General features: G+C 46.8%; 16 protein-coding genes. 13 read left to right on the top strand and 3 right to left on the bottom strand.

Translation table 11 applies throughout. The features are described from left to right. The first annotated feature begins 39 nt into the window (after positions 1-39). The 4 genes from trpB (at position 40) to aroF (ending at position 4000) form a co-directional block, all read left to right on the top strand. On the top strand, positions 40-1275 hold the full coding sequence (trpB, locus tag AC27N8_RS14960) for a tryptophan synthase subunit beta (RefSeq protein WP_487068182.1): 1236 nt from the start codon (positions 40-42) through the stop codon (positions 1273-1275). 99 nt (positions 1276-1374) lie between these two features. After that, positions 1375-2235 carry a tryptophan synthase subunit alpha gene (gene trpA, locus AC27N8_RS14965; RefSeq protein ID WP_487068183.1) on the top strand — a complete coding sequence of 287 codons (861 nt, stop codon included), beginning with the start codon at positions 1375-1377 and terminating at the stop codon, positions 2233-2235. A gap of 152 nt (positions 2236-2387) precedes the next feature. After that, complete coding sequence (gene aroH, locus AC27N8_RS14970) at positions 2388-2756, top strand: chorismate mutase (protein ID WP_487068184.1); 369 nt, start codon at positions 2388-2390, stop codon at positions 2754-2756. A gap of 164 nt (positions 2757-2920) precedes the next feature. Continuing rightward, the gene (gene aroF / locus AC27N8_RS14975; RefSeq protein ID WP_487068185.1) at positions 2921-4000 is read left to right on the top strand and encodes a 3-deoxy-7-phosphoheptulonate synthase; all 1080 of its coding nucleotides are present in this window, start codon (positions 2921-2923) and stop codon (positions 3998-4000) included. Between the two features lie 125 nt (positions 4001-4125). Here the strand turns inward: aroF and AC27N8_RS14980 are convergent, their stop codons facing one another. Further along, the gene (locus AC27N8_RS14980; protein ID WP_487068186.1) at positions 4126-4632 is read right to left on the bottom strand and encodes a 6-pyruvoyl trahydropterin synthase family protein; all 507 of its coding nucleotides are present in this window, start codon (positions 4630-4632) and stop codon (positions 4126-4128) included. Between the two features lie 220 nt (positions 4633-4852). Between AC27N8_RS14980 and AC27N8_RS14985 the strand changes: the two genes are divergently transcribed. From AC27N8_RS14985 to AC27N8_RS15025, 9 genes are all read left to right on the top strand, one after another. Then, positions 4853-5179 carry an SCP2 sterol-binding domain-containing protein gene (locus AC27N8_RS14985; protein WP_487068187.1) on the top strand — a complete coding sequence of 109 codons (327 nt, stop codon included), beginning with the start codon at positions 4853-4855 and terminating at the stop codon, positions 5177-5179. Between the two features lie 216 nt (positions 5180-5395). Further along, positions 5396-5893: a helix-turn-helix domain-containing protein gene (locus AC27N8_RS14990; protein ID WP_487068188.1), complete on the top strand. Its 498-nt coding sequence runs from the start codon at positions 5396-5398 to the stop codon at positions 5891-5893. Positions 5894-6287: 394 nt separating this feature from the next. Continuing rightward, the gene (locus tag AC27N8_RS14995; RefSeq protein WP_487068189.1) at positions 6288-8150 is read left to right on the top strand and encodes a glycoside hydrolase family 15 protein; all 1863 of its coding nucleotides are present in this window, start codon (positions 6288-6290) and stop codon (positions 8148-8150) included. Positions 8151-8610: 460 nt separating this feature from the next. After that, positions 8611-10479 carry a translational GTPase TypA gene (typA, locus tag AC27N8_RS15000; protein WP_487068190.1) on the top strand — a complete coding sequence of 623 codons (1869 nt, stop codon included), beginning with the start codon at positions 8611-8613 and terminating at the stop codon, positions 10477-10479. Positions 10480-10743: 264 nt separating this feature from the next. After that, on the top strand, positions 10744-10941 hold the full coding sequence (locus tag AC27N8_RS15005) for a hypothetical protein (protein WP_487068191.1): 198 nt from the start codon (positions 10744-10746) through the stop codon (positions 10939-10941). Between the two features lie 234 nt (positions 10942-11175). Beyond that, positions 11176-11451: a glutaredoxin family protein gene (locus AC27N8_RS15010; protein ID WP_487068192.1), complete on the top strand. Its 276-nt coding sequence runs from the start codon at positions 11176-11178 to the stop codon at positions 11449-11451. A gap of 37 nt (positions 11452-11488) precedes the next feature. After that, positions 11489-12157, top strand: a complete 669-nt coding sequence (locus tag AC27N8_RS15015) for a DUF2085 domain-containing protein (RefSeq protein ID WP_487068193.1) — start codon at positions 11489-11491, stop codon at positions 12155-12157. A gap of 186 nt (positions 12158-12343) precedes the next feature. Then, entirely contained in the window at positions 12344-13828 is a 1485-nt protein-coding gene (gene mtaB, locus AC27N8_RS15020; RefSeq protein WP_487068194.1) for a tRNA (N(6)-L-threonylcarbamoyladenosine(37)-C(2))-methylthiotransferase MtaB, read from the top strand. Beyond that, positions 13809-14978, top strand: a complete 1170-nt coding sequence (locus tag AC27N8_RS15025) for a Vgb family protein (protein ID WP_487068195.1) — start codon at positions 13809-13811, stop codon at positions 14976-14978. Before mtaB ends, AC27N8_RS15025 begins: the two co-directional genes overlap by 20 nt. 28 nt (positions 14979-15006) lie before the next feature. Here AC27N8_RS15025 and AC27N8_RS15030 read toward each other — a convergent pair whose 3' ends face one another. Together AC27N8_RS15030 and AC27N8_RS15035 are read right to left on the bottom strand one after the other, a co-directional pair. After that, positions 15007-17034, bottom strand: a complete 2028-nt coding sequence (locus AC27N8_RS15030) for a S9 family peptidase (RefSeq protein WP_487068196.1) — start codon at positions 17032-17034, stop codon at positions 15007-15009. A gap of 389 nt (positions 17035-17423) precedes the next feature. Beyond that, positions 17424-18266, bottom strand: a complete 843-nt coding sequence (locus tag AC27N8_RS15035) for a hypothetical protein (protein WP_487068197.1) — start codon at positions 18264-18266, stop codon at positions 17424-17426. Positions 18267-18713 lie beyond the last annotated feature (447 nt).

Here is an 18713-nt window from a genome sequence, read left to right on the forward strand (position 1 = left end):
TCCGCATGTTTGAGCATGCCTGGCATAAAGGAAAATACAATGCAACAGACAAAATCACAAACTGCTTATCAGCACAACCTTTATCCTGATATCACAGGACACTTCGGAGACTTTGGCGGCAAATTTGTTCCCGAAAATCTGATGGCTGCTCTTACCGAGTTAGAGGTTGCCTATAAAGATGCATTAAACGATCCAGCGTTCCAGGAAGAGCTCCAACATGAACTGTTCAGCTACGTTGGACGACCTACAACTTTACATTATGTACCCCGCTTCTCTGAAAAAGTTGGCAATAACGTCAAAGTCTATCTCAAGCGCGAAGATCTGGCTCATACCGGAGCCCATAAAATCAACAATGCTCTTGGACAAGGAATGCTAGCCAAACGGATGGGCAAGAAACGTATTATTGCGGAGACTGGCGCCGGTCAGCATGGTGTAGCGACAGCCACGGTCTGTGCCAAACTTGGGCTCAACTGTATCATCTACATGGGTGAAGTCGACATTCATCGTCAATCCCTCAACGTCTTTCGCATGAAGCTTTTAGGAGCTGAAGTACGCTCTGTAGACAGCGGCACCAAGACCTTGAAAGACGCCATCAATGAAGCCATACGCGATTGGGTCACCAATGTCGAAGATACATTTTATCTGTTTGGCACCGCTGCTGGTCCTGCGCCCTATCCGCGTATCGTACGTGATTTCCAGGCCATAATTGGACGCGAGGCCCGTGAGCAGATTATGCAGCAAGAGGGACGTTTACCAGATAGCATCTATGCTTGTATTGGCGGTGGAAGTAATGCAATTGGCATCTTTTATCCTTTCGCCGATGCTAGCGAGGTCAAACTCATCGGAGTGGAGGCCGGTGGTACCAGTATGGACCCGGGACTGCATGCCGCGACACTTGTAGCCGGACGTCCAGGCGTTCTACATGGCGCGATGAGCTATCTGCTGCAAAGTGATGACGGTCAGATCCTTGACACACACAGCATCTCGGCCGGACTGGATTATCCAGGGGTAGGACCTGAGCATAGCTATATGAAAGATACTGGTCGTGCAACCTATGTCTCAGCTAGCGATGCTACTGCCCTCAAAGGACTTGAAACACTCAGTCGCACCGAAGGCATTATTCCCGCCCTGGAGTCAGCTCATGCCATCGGCTACGTGCTTGAACAGGGAGAGCAAGGCAAAATTCCCGAGGGATCGCTCATCATTATTAACCTGTCGGGTCGTGGCGATAAGGATATGATGACTGTCGCCAAAGCTTTTAATGTTGATTTATAGCGGCACATCCACAAAATGAGTCAGGGAGATGTGGTTACTTAGACAGCCAACAAGTCTGATCTAATCTTGCCACATTCTCTCACCAAAAATAGGAGCATAATGATGGGAACAATCAAGAGCGAGGTCGCAGAGCAATCAAACCAACAACAGACTGTTGGAAAGATCACACAGACATTTGAGCGAGCGAAGCGTGAAGATCGTGGAGTAATCATCCCATATTTCATGTGTGGTTATCCAACTGCCAAAGATTCAGTCGACTACATCCTTGCCGCCGCCGAGGGTGGAGCAGACATTATTGAATTAGGCATGCCTTTCAGCGATCCACTTGCCGATGGAGCTACCATTCAACACGCCGGACATGTGGCCTTAGAGCAGGGGATGAGTATTCAGGGATGCATGGATATCGCACAACAGGTCTCGGCAAAAAGCGATGTTACTTTGATACTCATGGGCTATTATAATCCAGTCCTATCCTATGGACTAGAGCGCTTTTGTACGGCCGCCAGAGACAATGGTATCAGTGGTCTGATCATTCCAGACCTCCCCGCAGAAGAGGCCGATCCTCTACAAAAGGTTGCGTACCGTTATGGCCTGGCCGTGATCTATCTGGTGCCACCAACCGCACCTGACGAGCGCATTCTTGCCTCCGCACAGCGTACGACTGCTGGTCCAGGTGGCTTCATTTATTGTGTATCACTGAGTGGAGTCACTGGCTCTCGCAATGAGCTACCTGAGAATCTACAGAGTTTCATCGCTCGCATTCGCAGAATCACGCAAGCACAACATTTACCTCTGGCGGTGGGATTTGGGCTCTCCACCCCTGAGCATATCGCGACAGTCACAAGTTATGCTGAAGGAGCTGTCATTGGTAGTGCCATCGTTAAACTTATCGACCAGCATCAGAGTGACGACACAGCAAGTGCGGTAAAAGAGTACATAAGGAGCCTCAGACAAAAATAAGCACTCTGGTCATATCATCTGCACATAAAAACTGTCACTCTAACGGTTAGATGATACAGGTGAAAAATTGCCTTCATCCCTTACAATAAGGAGAAATCCATTGGCTTTAATCATAAAGCAATTGGTATCGCCATCGAAAGGGATGAGAAGTGATGTATTGTCGCGGTATTCGTGGGGCGACCACCGTCGAAAATAATGATCGAGAGGAAATTCTTTCGGCAACCAAAGAACTGCTGCAGTTGCTGATTAAAAAAAACGATTTGAAGACAGAGGATATCGCCAGCGCGATCTTTTCTCTGACCGAAGATTTAGATGCCGAATTTCCAGCTGTGGCAGCGAGAGGGCTAGGTTGGACCGAGACTGCCCTCATGTGTACGCGAGAAATTCCGGTACCTGGTAGCTTACAAAAATGCATTCGTGTTTTAATACATGTGAACACAGATCAAAGCGCCGAAGCGATACAGCATGTATATATCCATGGGGCTGTGAACTTACGCCCAACGTTCAAGACGGAAGTATAGTTGAGAAAATCGCAACTTAAGCAGGCCGAAGACACCAAAAAGGTGTCCTTCTCTGGCTAACGATGATTTCTCAGCCTCAAAATAACCGTTGGAGCAGCTATTATGTGTTATAATAGCTCGATCTTCACCAGCTTGATCTTTTTGATCTTAAGGAGTTTTTTTTCATGATCGTCATAATGAAGTCTAACAGCAATGATGCTGATATCAAACACGTTTTAGCCTTTCTGGATAACCATGGCTTAAGCGGTCACCTCTCACAGGGAGTAGAGCGTACAGTCATCGGTGTCTTAGGAGCAGTCGGTCCTTCAGGAGCACCTGGCAGCATTGGCGGCATCAATCCATCCATTGGAGAAGCCCTTGAAGGGCTCAACATGGTAGAAAGCGTCGTCCGTGTCTCCAAACCATACAAACTGGCCAGCCGCGAATTTCATCCGGAAGATACTGTGATCAATATACCAGTCGCCTGTGTCGATGGTGGAGTCGTTAGTATCGGTGGCAAAGACATTGTCATGATGGCTGGCCCATGCACAGTCGAGACAGAGAAACAGCTGATGACCACGGCCGAGGCTGTGCGTAAAGCTGGTGCAGTTATTTTACGCGGCGGTGCCTTTAAACCATCTACTTCACCCTATGGCTTCCGAGGACTGGGAGAAAAAGGACTCAAGTTACTGGCCAAGGCCCGTGACGAGTTTGGTATGGCCATCATCACAGAAGTGATGACTCCTAGCGACGTCGCTATGGTTAGCGAATACGCTGACATCCTGCAAATTGGCACGCGCAACATGCAAAACTACATGCTGTTGGATGAAGTTGGTCGAACGCAGAAGCCCGCTGTAGTCAAACGCGGTATGTCCTCTACATTTGAAGAATGGCTACTGGCAGCCGAATACATTCTCTCTCAGGGAAACCGTAACGTTATCTTATGCGAGCGCGGTATTCGCACCTTCGAGAAAACCACCCGTAATACGATGGACATCAGCGCCTTCCCAATTATCAAGCATCTCTCACATCTACCCATCATCTCCGATCCCAGCCAGGGGACCGGACGTCGTGATATCGTTGGTGCCATGTCCCTGGCCTCAATTGCAGCAGGGGCAGACTCACTCCTGATAGAGGTTCATCCTAATCCAGATGAGGCTCTCAAAGACGGAGCACAATCACTCACCATTGAGCAATTCCAGGAGCTGATGCCTCAGATCCATGCTATTGCTGGAGCAGTTGGGCGTTCAGTTATCACACGGTAGCAACCTGCACCAATCAAGCACAAAAAGGTCTTCAGATACCGTATCTGAAGACCTTTCTTCGTGATCATGACCTTCCCTTTCTTCGTAATCATGCCCTTCAAAGCAAATGGATTTGGAAACGATATCTACTCTGTCTGGAACTCCTTACAGTAATAGGCCATCTGTGTCGGAGCCTCTTCCACCCCAACCATCAGAGTTGACAGATTTGCCGTAGCATATTCCGTTGATAATATACGATACAGTTCTTCACAGATATATTCAGCTAACAGCTCGGCACTTGAGTTTTCAATTGGCAGTGCAACCACATCAGAGAGGGGAAAGAGATAGCGTTTCTTCTGAAAACGGATTTCCCAGCTATCATCTGATCTGGTCAGTTCCAACAGAGGATTATGCAGCGGCAAAAGAAAACGATGATCCAAATGCTGGCAAATCTCTTTTGTGCGTTTTTTTAAGACGGTAAAATCAAAAACGACGCCGTCTGTTCCTAGATCCCCCTCAACTTCCACAAGTACTCCGTAATTGTGCCCATGTAACCGTTCGCATTTACCGCTATACGTAATAAAATGGGCAGAATTAAAATCAAGGTAGCCACCTTCTACCTTCACCTTCCGCAATATCCGCTTACCAGCCATACCAGGGGTCCTCATTTTCTCTCAATGTTCTTATTCCAATAGATTTACCAACAGCATATCATTGCTAAAACAGAGACACAAGAGAGGATAGAGGTAACATATCAATCTATAAGAGGGGGAATCTCAACTTTTAGTAAGCAATCTTAGACAATATGGGGTATACTCTAGAAAGACTAGCGGAGGCCTGCCCTGCGCATATAACAAAGGAGATAAGCACACTATGAGAGTTGAAGATACCTTTCCAGCAATGCAAAAACTCTTCAATCCAGCGGCAGCAGCCGGATTGAATAAGGTTATCCAATTAAATGTGACTGGCGAAGATGCAGGAGAACATGCTCTCAAAATCCACAATCAAACCTGTGAGCTCGTACCAGCAGGAGCCAACAAACCCGATCTAACCCTGACTGTAAGCGACAAGGATTGGATAGAAATCACACAAGGAAAATTAAATCCGATGAATGCTTTCTTATCGGGAAAAATCAAAGCCACTGGTGATATGATGCTGGCAATGAAAATCCCCAACCTCTTCCCCACTCAAGCCTCTTAATGATATGCTCTTTATGGCACGATGATGGAAATCATTTGATGAGAATATCACTCATCGTGCTATTTGCATTCTTCCCTTTCGATATATCCTTCTTCTTACAGGAGTCAAACTGATCAACCTTGCAGTACAAGAAGGCCCTATGGTATACTCAAAATGACTAAGTAATGTCTTTGCCAGGCACTTTTAGCATACGGCAAACCGTAGAAAGGGTCCGACATGGTTCTTAGGAGCAGTGAACTACAGCGTCACAATTTGCAATACCTCAACGGCATGTTAACCACCCACGAGGCTGCAAAGCATCTAGATCTAAGTTATTGGCACTTTATGCATCTGGTAGAAGCGGGTAGAATACCCGGTGTACGCGTAGTCGACCGATGGCTCTTCTCACCAGAGGATTTGAATGATTATAAACGCAGCAAATTTGGAGTATTAGAAGATCTCGCGAGATCAGCGCTCGAAAGCCCCAATATTGGCCTGACCGACAAACAATCCATCATTTGCAATTATCTCCTTGCCAATGAGCGACCCTCTGAAATTGCCCGCAAACTTCAACAGTCACGCCAGGCCGTCCACTCACAAATATCGTTAATACGCGAAAAAGTCACACGCATCCAAACAGTTCCACTTATTCCACCTGAAGCATCTATAGCCAACAATACAGCACCGGCGATGAAACGTGCAACACGAGCGAAACCCATCCAGCCATCGCTTTAAAGCGCTCTAAAGAGCTTCGACGTTCTTTTTTTGACGCGAAAACAGGCAAGCGCATAGGAACATGCTATTTTATCAAAGAGCATCACATTTTTATGCCGCAAATAGAATAAGTAGAATTCGGATTATGATCAGATGACACACATATCCTGTCATATATAGTTCTGTCGCTCAAAATTTCCCTCTTCTACTCTCCTATTCCTTTTATCAAAGCACGCAAACTGGCCTTGTTGTCAAAAACAACGAAAAAAGTCGATCGGCACAGCAAAAAAAATGACCATACATGATGACCGATATGACAAAACGATACAGATAATAGTGGGGATGAAAAAGTTATATTCATCTTAAGGAGAGAATAGAACGTATCAATTATAAAGACTGATATAAGGAAAAAATTATGGCTCAAGAACGTATCGCGTTTTCACCGAATGCTCGTAAGACGTATCAACCTATTGAAGACTATGGCGTGATTGGTGACCTTCACACGGTTGCGCTCATCGGCAAAAACGGTTCAATCGATTGGTGCTGTATACCACGTTTCGATGCCCCAAGTATCTTCGGAGCGCTGCTCGATGTCGACAAAGGCGGCTCATTTCACATCCATCCAGTCTTCCCAGAAACAACCACGGTTGGTCGTCGACAGCTCTATCTCCCTGAAACGAATATTTTAGTCACACGTTTTTTAACGGCCGACGGTGTAGGAGAAATCACCGACTTCATGCCTATCAAACAACCAGGCTCAAAAACACTCCAACATCATATTATCAGGGAAGTTAAAGTTGTACGTGGTTCCGTTCCCTTTGAAATCACCTGCCGACCAGCCTTCAACTATGGGCGTGATCCTCATACCACATCATGTGCCCAACACGGAGCAGTTTTTCATAGCAAAGCCTTACATCTAGCGTTAGCATCTACTATCCCACTGCACGAAGATGGTGAAGGAGGCGTTCGTGCCACCTTTACTTTACATAATAACCAGGCCGCCTACTTTGTGCTGGAAAGTGCTATGGATCAAGATCTTGATCCACGACCGCTGACACATCGTCAATATCAAGAAGCATTTGAGGATACAAGAAACTACTGGCAAAAGTGGCTCTCCCAATGTCGCTATCAGGGACGTTGGAGAGAGATGGTTCAGCGCTCAGCTCTGGTCTTGAAGTTACTTACCTATGCCCCCACAGGAGCAATTGTAGCTGCCCCTACTACCAGCCTGCCAGAAACACTTGGAGGAGCTCGCAACTGGGATTATCGTTACACCTGGCTCAGAGATGCATCTTTTACCATTTATAGTCTCCTCATACTTGGTTTTTATGATGAAGCCGAAGCATTTATGGGCTGGCTCAACGCACGCTGTCATGAGCTCAAAGATAACGGCTCGCTTCAGCCAATGTATACTATTGATGGTGGACATGATCTGACAGAATTCACTCTGGATCATCTTGAAGGTTATCGACAAAGCTCACCAGTACGTATCGGCAACGGAGCGTACAAGCAGAAGCAGCTGGATATCTATGGTGAAGTCATGGATTCCATCTACATCTTTGATCGCCATCAAGATATTTCCTATGATTTGTGGCGTAACCTTCGTGATCTGCTCGATTGGCTCATGAAACACTGGCAAGAGCCGGATGAAGGCATCTGGGAAGTACGTGGAGGACAAAAACAATTTGTCCATTCACGCGTTATGAGCTGGGTTGCCTTTGATCGTGCCTTGCGGATTGCCCGTCATCGTGGCTTACCTGCTCCTCTCAATGAATGGGCGCAGACCAGTGCCGAGATCTATGAACAAGTAATGCAACAAGGTTGGAGTGAAAAGACCAGAAGTTTTACCCAATACTATGGCAGCGAGGCAATCGATGCCAGCGCACTGTTGATGGTGTTAACTAAATTTACTGGTCCCACCGATCCACAAATGCTGGACACAATTAATCGCATTCAGCGTGAACTGACCAGTGACTCGCACGTTTATCGCTACATTCCAACCAAAGCCGCCAGTGACGGATTGGGAAGTGTTGAAGGAACGTTTAGTCCTTGCAGCTTCTGGCTCGCAGAGACCCTGACACGTGCGGGACGCCTCAACGAAGCTCGTCTCATTTTAGAAAAAATGCTCACGTACTCCAATCATCTTGGACTCTATGCCGAAGAAATTGGCGTCACAGGAGAGGCATTAGGAAATTTCCCTCAGGCGTTCACACACCTCTCACTTATCAGTACTTGCTACAACATGGATCGCGCTCTGAATGGGACACTTCAGGGCTAGACTTGCATCGCACGCAAGCTCTAGCCACAAAATCCTGACACAGTATGAGACAAACGTGTATAACTCTCACTTTGTCTCTAAAGACTCAGCAACCGCGTCTTTACACGCATACAGTTGCTGAGTCAGGTATGATGGAATAAAAAACGAGTTGGCTATGTTTTTAATAAATAGAACACCTCTGAATTTTATAAAAGCAATGTAATAGTATTCATAGACATACATTGTTCAGCTTATCTCATAAGCTTTAGACGAGGATTAGGCGAACCAGAACTGGACATTCTCTCCCATGTTCTTCATGACCAATTGGCCTGATTTCAGTACATGATTGGTCACTAAACTTGACGTGAAGAACCAAACCAAGTACAATGCCTCTTGGAAGTGTCGGTACAAACCAACTTATCCACCGGGCGACGAAGACCGTCCGGTTTTCTTATGCCCTCTAGGAGTAATTGCCAGCAATATGCAAACGATTGAAAACGCTAACAACAAATATGAAGAAACTTTGATGGAACGCACCGACATTCGCAACGTCGCGATTATTGCCCACGTTGACCATGGAAAAACAACTCTGGTGGATGGGTTATTAAAACAGAGCCATATCTTCCGCGACAATCAGCAAATGGGCGAGCTGATTATGGATTCCAACGATCAGGAACGTGAGCGCGGAATCACGATCTTATCCAAAAATACCGCCATCAGATACCATGACATCAAAATTAACATTATTGACACTCCCGGACACGCTGACTTCGGTGGCGAAGTTGAACGTGTATTAAACATGGCCGACGGCTGTATCTTATTAGTAGACGCCGCTGAAGGTCCTATGCCCCAGACGCGCTTCGTGTTACAGAAGGCCCTAGAACTCAATCTTCAGCCGATCGTGATCGTCAACAAAATTGATCGCAAAGACGCGCGTATCGAGCAGGTTGTCGGAGAAACACAAGATTTGTTCCTGGAACTGGCAACACGTGATAGCCATCTGGACTTCCCCATCCTTTACGCCATCGGACGCGAAGGCGTCGCGATGTATCATCCTGATGATGAGCGCAAGGATCTCCAGCCTCTCTTTGAGACTATTGTTAAAACTGTGCCTGCTCCTAAAGTAGATGTCAATGCCCCGTTCCAGATGCTGATTACAGCGCTTGATTACGACGATTATAAAGGTAAATATGCGATTGGACGAATTATTCGTGGGCGCATTACTCCAAATACGTCGATCGCTCGCATTAATCGCTCTGGTGATGTTTCACGCCAAAAAATTAATCTGGTTATGAGCTATTCCGGCTTACAAAGACTTGAAGTCCCTGAAGCGATCGCCGGCGATATTGTCGCGATGACTGGCGTGTCCGATGCGAATATCGGCGAGACACTCACCGATATCGATTATCCAGAGGCATTGCCTTCTATCGAGATTTCTGAGCCGACGCTGAAAATGACCTTTGGGGTAAATACGAGTCCATTGTCCGGTCGTGAAGGCAAATTCTCAACGTCACGGCAAATCCGTTCTCGCCTCTATCGTGAGCTCGAGACAAATGTAAGCCTGCGTGTAGAAGATGGCAATACACCAGATGAGTTTATCGTTTCGGGACGTGGTGAGCTTCACCTGTCCGTGCTCATTGAAACCTTACGCCGTGAAGGTTTTGAGATCCAGGTCTCGCGCCCAGAAGTCATCACGCGTGAAGACGAGCATGGTCATTTACAAGAGCCACTTGAGCATCTCGTTATTGATACCAAAGATACCTATATGGGCGTGCTCACCGAGGCACTAGCCATACGTAAAGCTCAGTTGACTAATATGACAAATGACGGTAGCGGAAATATTCGTATTGAATACGATATTCCTACGCGCGGCCTGATTGGGTTCCGCAATGCCTTCCTTACTTTGACCAAAGGTAATGGAGCATTGAGCAGCCTGTTAAAGGGCTTTGTACCCTGGATGGGAAAAATCAATAGTGCCCGCATGGGTGCATTGGTCGCTTCCGAGCCTGGTGTTGCTGTCACATATGGATTAAATAACGCACAACTTCGTGGTGATACGTTCATTGAACCCGGTACACCCGTCTACGAAGGAATGATCGTTGGATTGAATGCCCGCCCTGATGATCTGGTCGTGAATGTTTGCAAAGAGAAACAGAAAACAAATATTCGCTCCTCTACATCAGATATCGCGGTACGGTTAACTCCACCAATTCTGATGAGCCTGGAACAATCTCTCGATTTCATCAATAATGATGAGTTGGTAGAATGTACACCAAAAAACATTCGTTTGCGCAAACGTTATATGACTCAGCATGAGCGTTCACGTATGCGTTCTCGCGAATCAGAATAACCTTTTCAAGACAAACGTATTCAAAGAAGTTTCAAACTCTCACACCAGAATTCCAGAGAGTCTGAAACTTCTTTTTGTAAATTTTTCCTTTTTTCGTTCTGTATGCAGGCTTGCCAATCTGGTATATAATATCTACATATTTGTATTTACTTATCCGATAATGAAGTACAGATGACGGATTAGCGCCCATGCATAAGAACGTCGACGTTCTTTTCTATCAAGTAAGAAAACATTAGTTACAATGACAGAAATGGAGATTTCATCATGGATAAACTCCTGCGGGAAGCGGCATTCGTCCTATCCATTTCGCTGCTGCTCGTTAGTAATCCCAACATCCGCTTGACACCCAATATGCAAACCCATGTACAAGCGAGTTCTCACGCCCTTGCTCTCACTGAGACCAGCAACTCAGTGCTCATACCGTCTGTGACCTGCCCACCACCACCACGCGATTGTTGGTAATACACAAATTCATCTCCTAACGGCCTTATTTATAATGAGAGTGTTTGCATTCATGAATGCAAACACTCTCATTATAAATAGTCTTCTCAATTATCAGAGCATACATACTTTGACATAAGGCACAAATTATATGTGTTCTTATATCAAGCAGGTGCCTGGAAAGATGCCTGGCTAAAAGTTCTGAAGATTTTGCCCATCAAATCCTCTATGGTATAATTACAAAGAAGATTATGAATGGAGTTAATTACCGTGGATGAGCATACGCAAATTCAAGTAACCTTTTATACAAAGGCCGGTTGTCATTTGTGTGATGAGGCACGCGATATGCTCGATGAAATCGCTTCAAGCATACCATACGATCTCACAGAAATAGACATTCGTAAAGATATGGAACTCTTTGAACAGTATCGTTATCGTATTCCTGTAATTATGATCAATGAAACTATTGTTGCAGAGGGACGTATAGATGATAGCGATTTGCTAGCAGCCTTTCAACAAAGAGAACTATAATCATTCCAATGTAAAGCATATTAACAAGGAAATAATTATGGCCACTCAACCCACTTTTCAGCAGTCTCGGGCACGATATATGCCAACTCAATTCGGACCAGGCAAACCAAAGACAGCTTTCCAGCGCGTCGTAGATAATGCGGGTGACTTCTTGCTGGAATATTGGGCACATGTCATAACTATTGTGCTAGGTATTCTCGTTGCCATTGCCATCTCAATACCTTTTCTCGACTATTTCGGCCTGGAAAATATTTCCGCGCCACTTTTCTACGCGCTGCATTATGTCTGTGCTCAGGTACCATCGCATTCTTTTTATATCTTCGGACATCAGTTGGGCTTATGTGCTCGAAACTTCTCAATCTATACCTCAATGTTTCTCGGTAGTCTGGTGTTTCTGCTGAGCAAAAAACGCTTGCCCGGTCTTCCATGGTGGGCCTGGATTTTAATGCTGCTTCCAATGGCTCTGGATGGAACAACTCAGATGTTTGGTTTAAGAGAAAGTAGCTGGATCTTACGTATGATTACAGGTACACTCTTTGGCCTCGGGAATATCTGGTTTGTTCTACCACTCATGCACAAAACCATCCTGGAGACAACGCCAGCTCCCATGATGTATTATTCACAATCGATAGCCCCAGCCATGCAGCAGGCCTCCCATGTATCACAGTCAGATCCACATGACACTGCGGCTAAGATAGAGCAATAGCACCATCGTGGCAAAGTACAGCGAAGAATGCAAGACATTCTTGTCCCGTTATGTGCGACAAGAATGTCTTGCTGTGACAAACACTACCCAATGGTAGCACAATGAGTTATAATCATGCCGTAGAAACGAACGAAGAAAAAGTGCCACATATAGGCGTCACAATAGAGTCAGAAACAAGTTGAAAGTATGCCCAAAAATCCAGCTCAGGGAACAACCTTTGCGGTCACCACACTTGGCTGCAAAGTCAATCAAGCAGATAGTGAAGCCATCAGCGATCAGATGAACGCTGCTGGCTTTGAACAACGCGATTTTACAGAGCCAGCAGATATTTATATTGTAAACACCTGTACAGTCACACATTTAGGTGATAGAAGTTCACGCCAACTTATTGCGCAGGCTCACCGACGCACACCAGAGGCTCTTCTGGTCGTCACTGGCTGCTATGCTGAACTCAATCCCCAGGGAGTAGCAGCGCTTCCTGGAGTCAATCTCGTCGTTGGCAATAGTGGAAAAGATGAACTTATTACCACGATTAGAGAGAGATTGAACGAAAATACACAGGTAAGCAGCGATGATATTATGTCCTCCGATCCGGACATTCGGGTTGAAGCATCAGTCAGACGCACGCTTCCTGTCCTGCCACTTGATACACAACACATAGGCAGCGACGATGTGCTGAACTTTCAAGCACAAGAAGAAGAGCCACAACCCGAAAACCCTGCTCGTCTGACACCCTTTACCGATAGCATTCAGACAACCGAGCTGGCAAATAACCGCCTGTATTCTCGCACGCGTGTACAGATGAAAGTACAGGATGGCTGCGATAACCGTTGTACATATTGTATTGTGCCCTATGTGCGAGGAAAATCGCGAAGCCGCAGCATTGCATCCATCGTAGAGCATGTCCAGCGTAAAACGCGTGCTGGCTATCAAGAAATTGTCCTGACGGGTATCCATCTAGGAGACTACCATCCTGATGATAATGAGAAACTCGATCTGGGCGATCTGATTGAGACGCTATTACGCGAAACCGATATGCCACGCATTCGCGTCTCCTCTCTTGAGCCAGAAGACTTTCAGCTTGAGTGGCTTGAGCTATGGTCAGATCCACGCATGTGCCGCCACCTACACCTCCCCATGCAGAGCGGCTCTGACGCAATTTTACGTCGCATGGCGCGGCGCTATAACAGCGAGCGCTATCGTACCATTATTACCGCAGCAAAAAATCTCGTGCCAGGGATTGCCATCAGTACTGACATTATTACTGGCTTCCCAGGAGAAACAGATGAAGATTTTGAGCTTACATACCAGCTCGCCAGGGATTTAACCTTTGCAAAATCGCACGTCTTCCGTTTTTCTCCACGTCAGGGCACGCCGGCCGCCCGTATGCGTGGTCAGATCAAGGATGAGGTCAAAAAAGCACGTAGCCAGCGCCTGCTGGATTTACATGACCTACATAGTAAAGATTTCCGCGAACATTTCTTGGGCCAGACTATACCCGTGCTGATTGAGCAATTCAAGCAAGAAAAATGGGAAGGTTTGACCGACAACTATATTCGTGTCGAGATGAATGATCTCCCCGAAAACAGCAATGGCTGGCAACATACAGTCGTGCATGCCCGACTAGATCATTTGGTGGGTGATGGAGTCCATGGCACCTACATTGGTTAGCAGTCATCGGCATCAGCCCCACACATCCAACTATAGAGGCGTTAACGCCAGGCCAACGGCACGCCTCTATATACTCATCAAAAGCACCATCCTGCTTAGTCTTTTGCTCTGGACTACTGCTTGTCGCGACGCTATTTCGGAGACCACAAAGCCTACCTCAACGACTCAAGTAACAGGGGAGTTTAAAGAGTATCCCTTACCACAAGCGCAGAGCGGCTTGATGAGGCCAGCAATCGATCATCAGGGACGTATCTGGTTTGGTGAGATGGGACAAAATTATCTGGCATCCTTTGATCCCAAAACTCAAACGTTTCTACAGATCAAGCCGCCACGCGGACAAGCTGGCATTATGGGAGTGATTGTCGCTTCAGATGATACTATCTGGTTCGCAGAACAAAGTGCAAACTATATCGGACACTATGATCCAAAAAGTAACCACTTCAGCACATACTCCCTGCCACAGATCATGACGCCCGATCCGGAAAACAAGCAGCATCAGCTCAGTCTGCCTGCGGCGCCCAATGAGCTCATTATCGATCATCAAGGAGATATCTGGTTCACCGAAATGAATGCGGATGCCCTGGGGAAACTTCACGCACAAACCGGCGTGATCACCCAATATCCTCTGGCATCGCCTCCCACGGTACAAAAACTCAGCCCATACGGCCTCACCGCTGATGAGCACGGAAACATCTGGTTTACTGAATCAGGAGAGAATACAATCGGCCGCCTGACAACGAGTGATGGAGCGATACATTTCTATAGTCTTCCCAAAGCACTCCAGGGCACAAACATATCGTTAATGGAGATCATTGATGATTCAGCCGGCATACTTTGGATCACTACCTTCAACACATCCAGGATCATCCAATTCAATCCTAACAATGCCACATTTTCCGCCTATCAAGCACCGTCTATTGGAAATGGTATTAATGGCATCTACGGCATCATTGCCGCATCCAGCACCGAACTCTGGCTCACCGTCGCTGCCTCGAATGCCATTACACGCTTTGATACTACAACGAAAATGTTTACAAACTACACAATTCCCACTGAGCGCTGTACTCCCCTTGGGATTGTCATGGCACCAGATCATACGCTCTGGTTCACTGAATCAACTGCTGACCAGATAGGCATGCTCAGGCTATAGCATAGAAGCTACTGGACAAGCTTTCAGGCTAATTCAGATGAGTAGCAAACCACTCTACAAGATGCTGCAAACGAATAAGGCGTAGCTTTGGATGTCCTCCACGCGAGAGGCCATGGCTCTGCCCCTCAAAACGCACAAATTTGACCTCGCGTCCCATCCATTTGAGCGCTGCAAAGAGTTGCTCAGCCTGCTCGATATTACAGCGAAGATCCTGCTCGCTATGCATGATCAACAGCGGCGTATGAATATTTTGAACGTAGGAGATCGGCGACATATGCATATATTGGTCCAGATGTTCCCAGGGAGTAACGCCCACTACATCTTCCGCCAAATCCCAACCAACATCACTGCTACCAAACATCGTGGCCATATTACTCACACAGCGATCAGTTACAGCGACCTTAAAGCGATCATAGTGACCAACCAGCCAGTTTGTCATAAAACCACCATAGCTGCCACCAGTAACCGCCAGACGTTGCTCATCGATATATCCCTGCTGAATCACCTCTTCCATACCCAACATAATATCGATCGAATCTTTTTCGCCCCAGGCGCCACGAACAGCATCTGCAAAAGCATAGCCATAACCCATGCTGCCACGAGGATTACAATAGAAGACCACATACCCCTGAGCGGTCAATACCTGCATCTCATGAAAGAAACCATATCCATACTGAGTATTCGGACCTCCATGAATCTCCACAACCAGAGGATAGCGCTTACCTGGATCAAAATCCTGCGGCTTCATGATCCAGCCTTCGATCTCCCAATCATCGGCACCAGCATAGGTAATACGCTCAGGAGTAGACAGAGACAACCCATCGATAAACTCGTCATTGGCATGAGAAATACGTTTGAGTTCTCCCGCTTCCTCTATAGAGCGTACAAAGATCTCCGGCGCATGCGTTGGATCACCAACTAACAAAGCCAGTCTCTCCCCATTCTGATCAATACTGATATCACGTACATGTACATCGGCAGGAGTTAAAGCCAGCGGATGAGTATTATCACCCTGGCTCGAAAACTGAAAAACCTGTGTTGCTCCATGGTATGAAGCCAACGTATACAGCTTTTCGCCATCCTTTGACCAGATAGGAGCAGGCATCAAATGCTCATCGCCAAGATCAGAATTAGTAAAATCGACACATGAACCAGCAAAATCATTTGATAAACAGATCGGCTTAACCTGCTGTGCAGCAGCAGCAACGCGGTAAACAGCAGTCTGCCCGGCAGCATGAAACTTTTCAGATGCCAGAAACGCAATCTGTGTTCCATCATGAGACCATGACGGAGACATACAGCCAAGCTTACTATCGGTCAAGCATCGCTGTTCTCCAGTCTGGAGAGTTAATACATAGACATCATCGCCCATAACACGCCAGCGATCTTCATTGTGATTGGAGGTAAAGGCGATCTGCGTCCCATCAGGAGACCAGCACGCCTCACTATCATCCCAATCGCCATCGGTTAGCTGTTTCGGCTCACCACCAGCGCGATCAATCAAAAAGAGATGATTACGACGTTCATTAATGAAGCCAACGCCATCAAGACGATACCAAAGATGTTCTATCACACGAACTTTCGGCAGGGGTTTTCCATCGGACACCTCTTCATCAGAAGGGCCAACGGCAGCATTAAAGGTCAGTTGTTGGCTATCAGGAGACCAGGCAGGAGAAGAAGCGCCATGCTCCCTATATGTCAATTGCTGTGCCTCGCCACCATCGGTAGGTAGTACCCAGATCTGAGGCTTGCCTTTGCCAAGAGACTTTTGTTTGGCTGGATCTTTCTCATACTTCTCACCGATACGCTCAGAAACAAAGGCCAGCCATTTGCCATCGGGAGACCATACCGGACTATGAGCGTTGGCTGGCCCACCGGTGAAGCGCCGTGCAGAGCCACCCTGCACGGTATCAAGCCAGATGGCGGAGTGATACTCATGTTTCTGCTCATCAATCGTTGTCTCCACATAAGCAATACGCTGCCCGTCAGGAGAAATACGTGGACGGCTTAAAAACTTCAATGTATAGAGATCCTCGATCGTAATGAAGCGTCCCATGCTTGCGTCCTTTTTTCGAGAATAATGTCACCATACGAATCTCCTCACACACATCTTAGCTGCTCCAATCCAAAGCCAACTATTTTGCGTAGAGCCAGACAAACTGAAACAATCAGACTTGCCACCTCCGCACAAAAGAGCAAGCAGCTATAGATAGCAAGGAATTCCGTGCTAGTCACACGTCAACAATGAATAATTGAGAAGAGCTCATAAAAATGCTGGCCCAATTATAAACTCTCTCAAGCAATAAGACTGCGTAGTCAGGAGCACTGAACAAATTCAGTCTACAAAAAACCCCGTAGTACTTATGCATCTTTTGGAAGACCGTACCACGGGCATAGCTATTCGTGAGGGTCTACATCTCACGTCAGAAAAGAGCAAAACAGCCATTAGCGGCGGCGGCGGCTACGGCGATCACGTTCCATAGCAAGATCAAGCGTCTCATGTAGGCGCTCAAAATCATCCACATCAAGCTGGAGCTCCACAGCGGGCAGATCCTCTGGCCGAGCTCGTCCCTCTTCAAACAGTTGCAGCACCATTACAAGCTCGACCTCATCGAGACTGAGAATACTATCATCTACAGGTAGATCCAAGGGGGTTGTAATGACATCATCCTCATCCTCGTCATCGTCATCATCTGATGGATCAGCCCGAGGGATGAACTCAATATTTGTGCGCACACATTTCACACGACCAGTGATCTTCAGCGCATCAGTTGACATCTCCTCAGCAAGCTCGCGCACAACCTCCATCATCTGTACAAAGGCATCCTGCAACTGTTCCAGAGCATCTTCATCGCTATCCGTCTCCAATTCAGGAGTAAGCTCTGTACTACTCTGGCTACTTGAAGTAGCCTCTGGCAAACGCTGGCGGGCCAGTTCATTTAACTGTTTCAGTGCCTGGGCAAACGCTGGCGAAAATGCGCTGCTATCACGCTCCACAGACTTTATCCCATCCTCATGTTCACCACTCGTATGATCCACCGTAGGTTGTGCATCACCTGTCTCATCATCATCCTCATCATCCCCTGCATCTAAACCGAGGGCCGCCTCAATCATAAGAATCTGCTGATGAAGCTGTTCAGCCACCTCACGTGGGAAATAAGAAATTACCCGTGCCTGACGTGATGCCGCCAGTAATTGAAACTGAGGCCAATCCCGGTACCGTTCTCGGCCACGCAGATAGCGAACTTCAACTACACCTAGCGTGTCCAGCCGCAGCGAAATTTCCATGACTCCCTCCTCATAAACCGAACGAACCGGCTCTTCCTTCTTTTTTTAATGCGACCATCAGACGCTCCCTCACGCGCATAAATTGTACCGCTCCGTGAAACAGGGGATACGTTCGCCACTCATCAAAAAATAGAGATACCATTTATATGATTTATCACCTCGACATGTTGTACAAGTGATTCCTCAGCCACATCATTTCATAAAAATTTGTCAGCAGAAGCACTCCACATCTCGATGCAGATAGGCCCAGCGGCTTCAGTAACCACCTGTAACCTGAATAGTGCCTGCTTTAGAATATATGTCATCATCATATCACAACGAGCATGAATTGATACACATCTTATGACCAGTTTCCTTTTTCCAGCCAATATTAATGGCTCAACAGGCAACGGAAACATAAAAAGTGAAGAAGGTGTCCAAGATACAAAAACAGATATCTCGGACACC

This window comes from Dictyobacter sp. Z7_2, assembly GCF_057551105.1.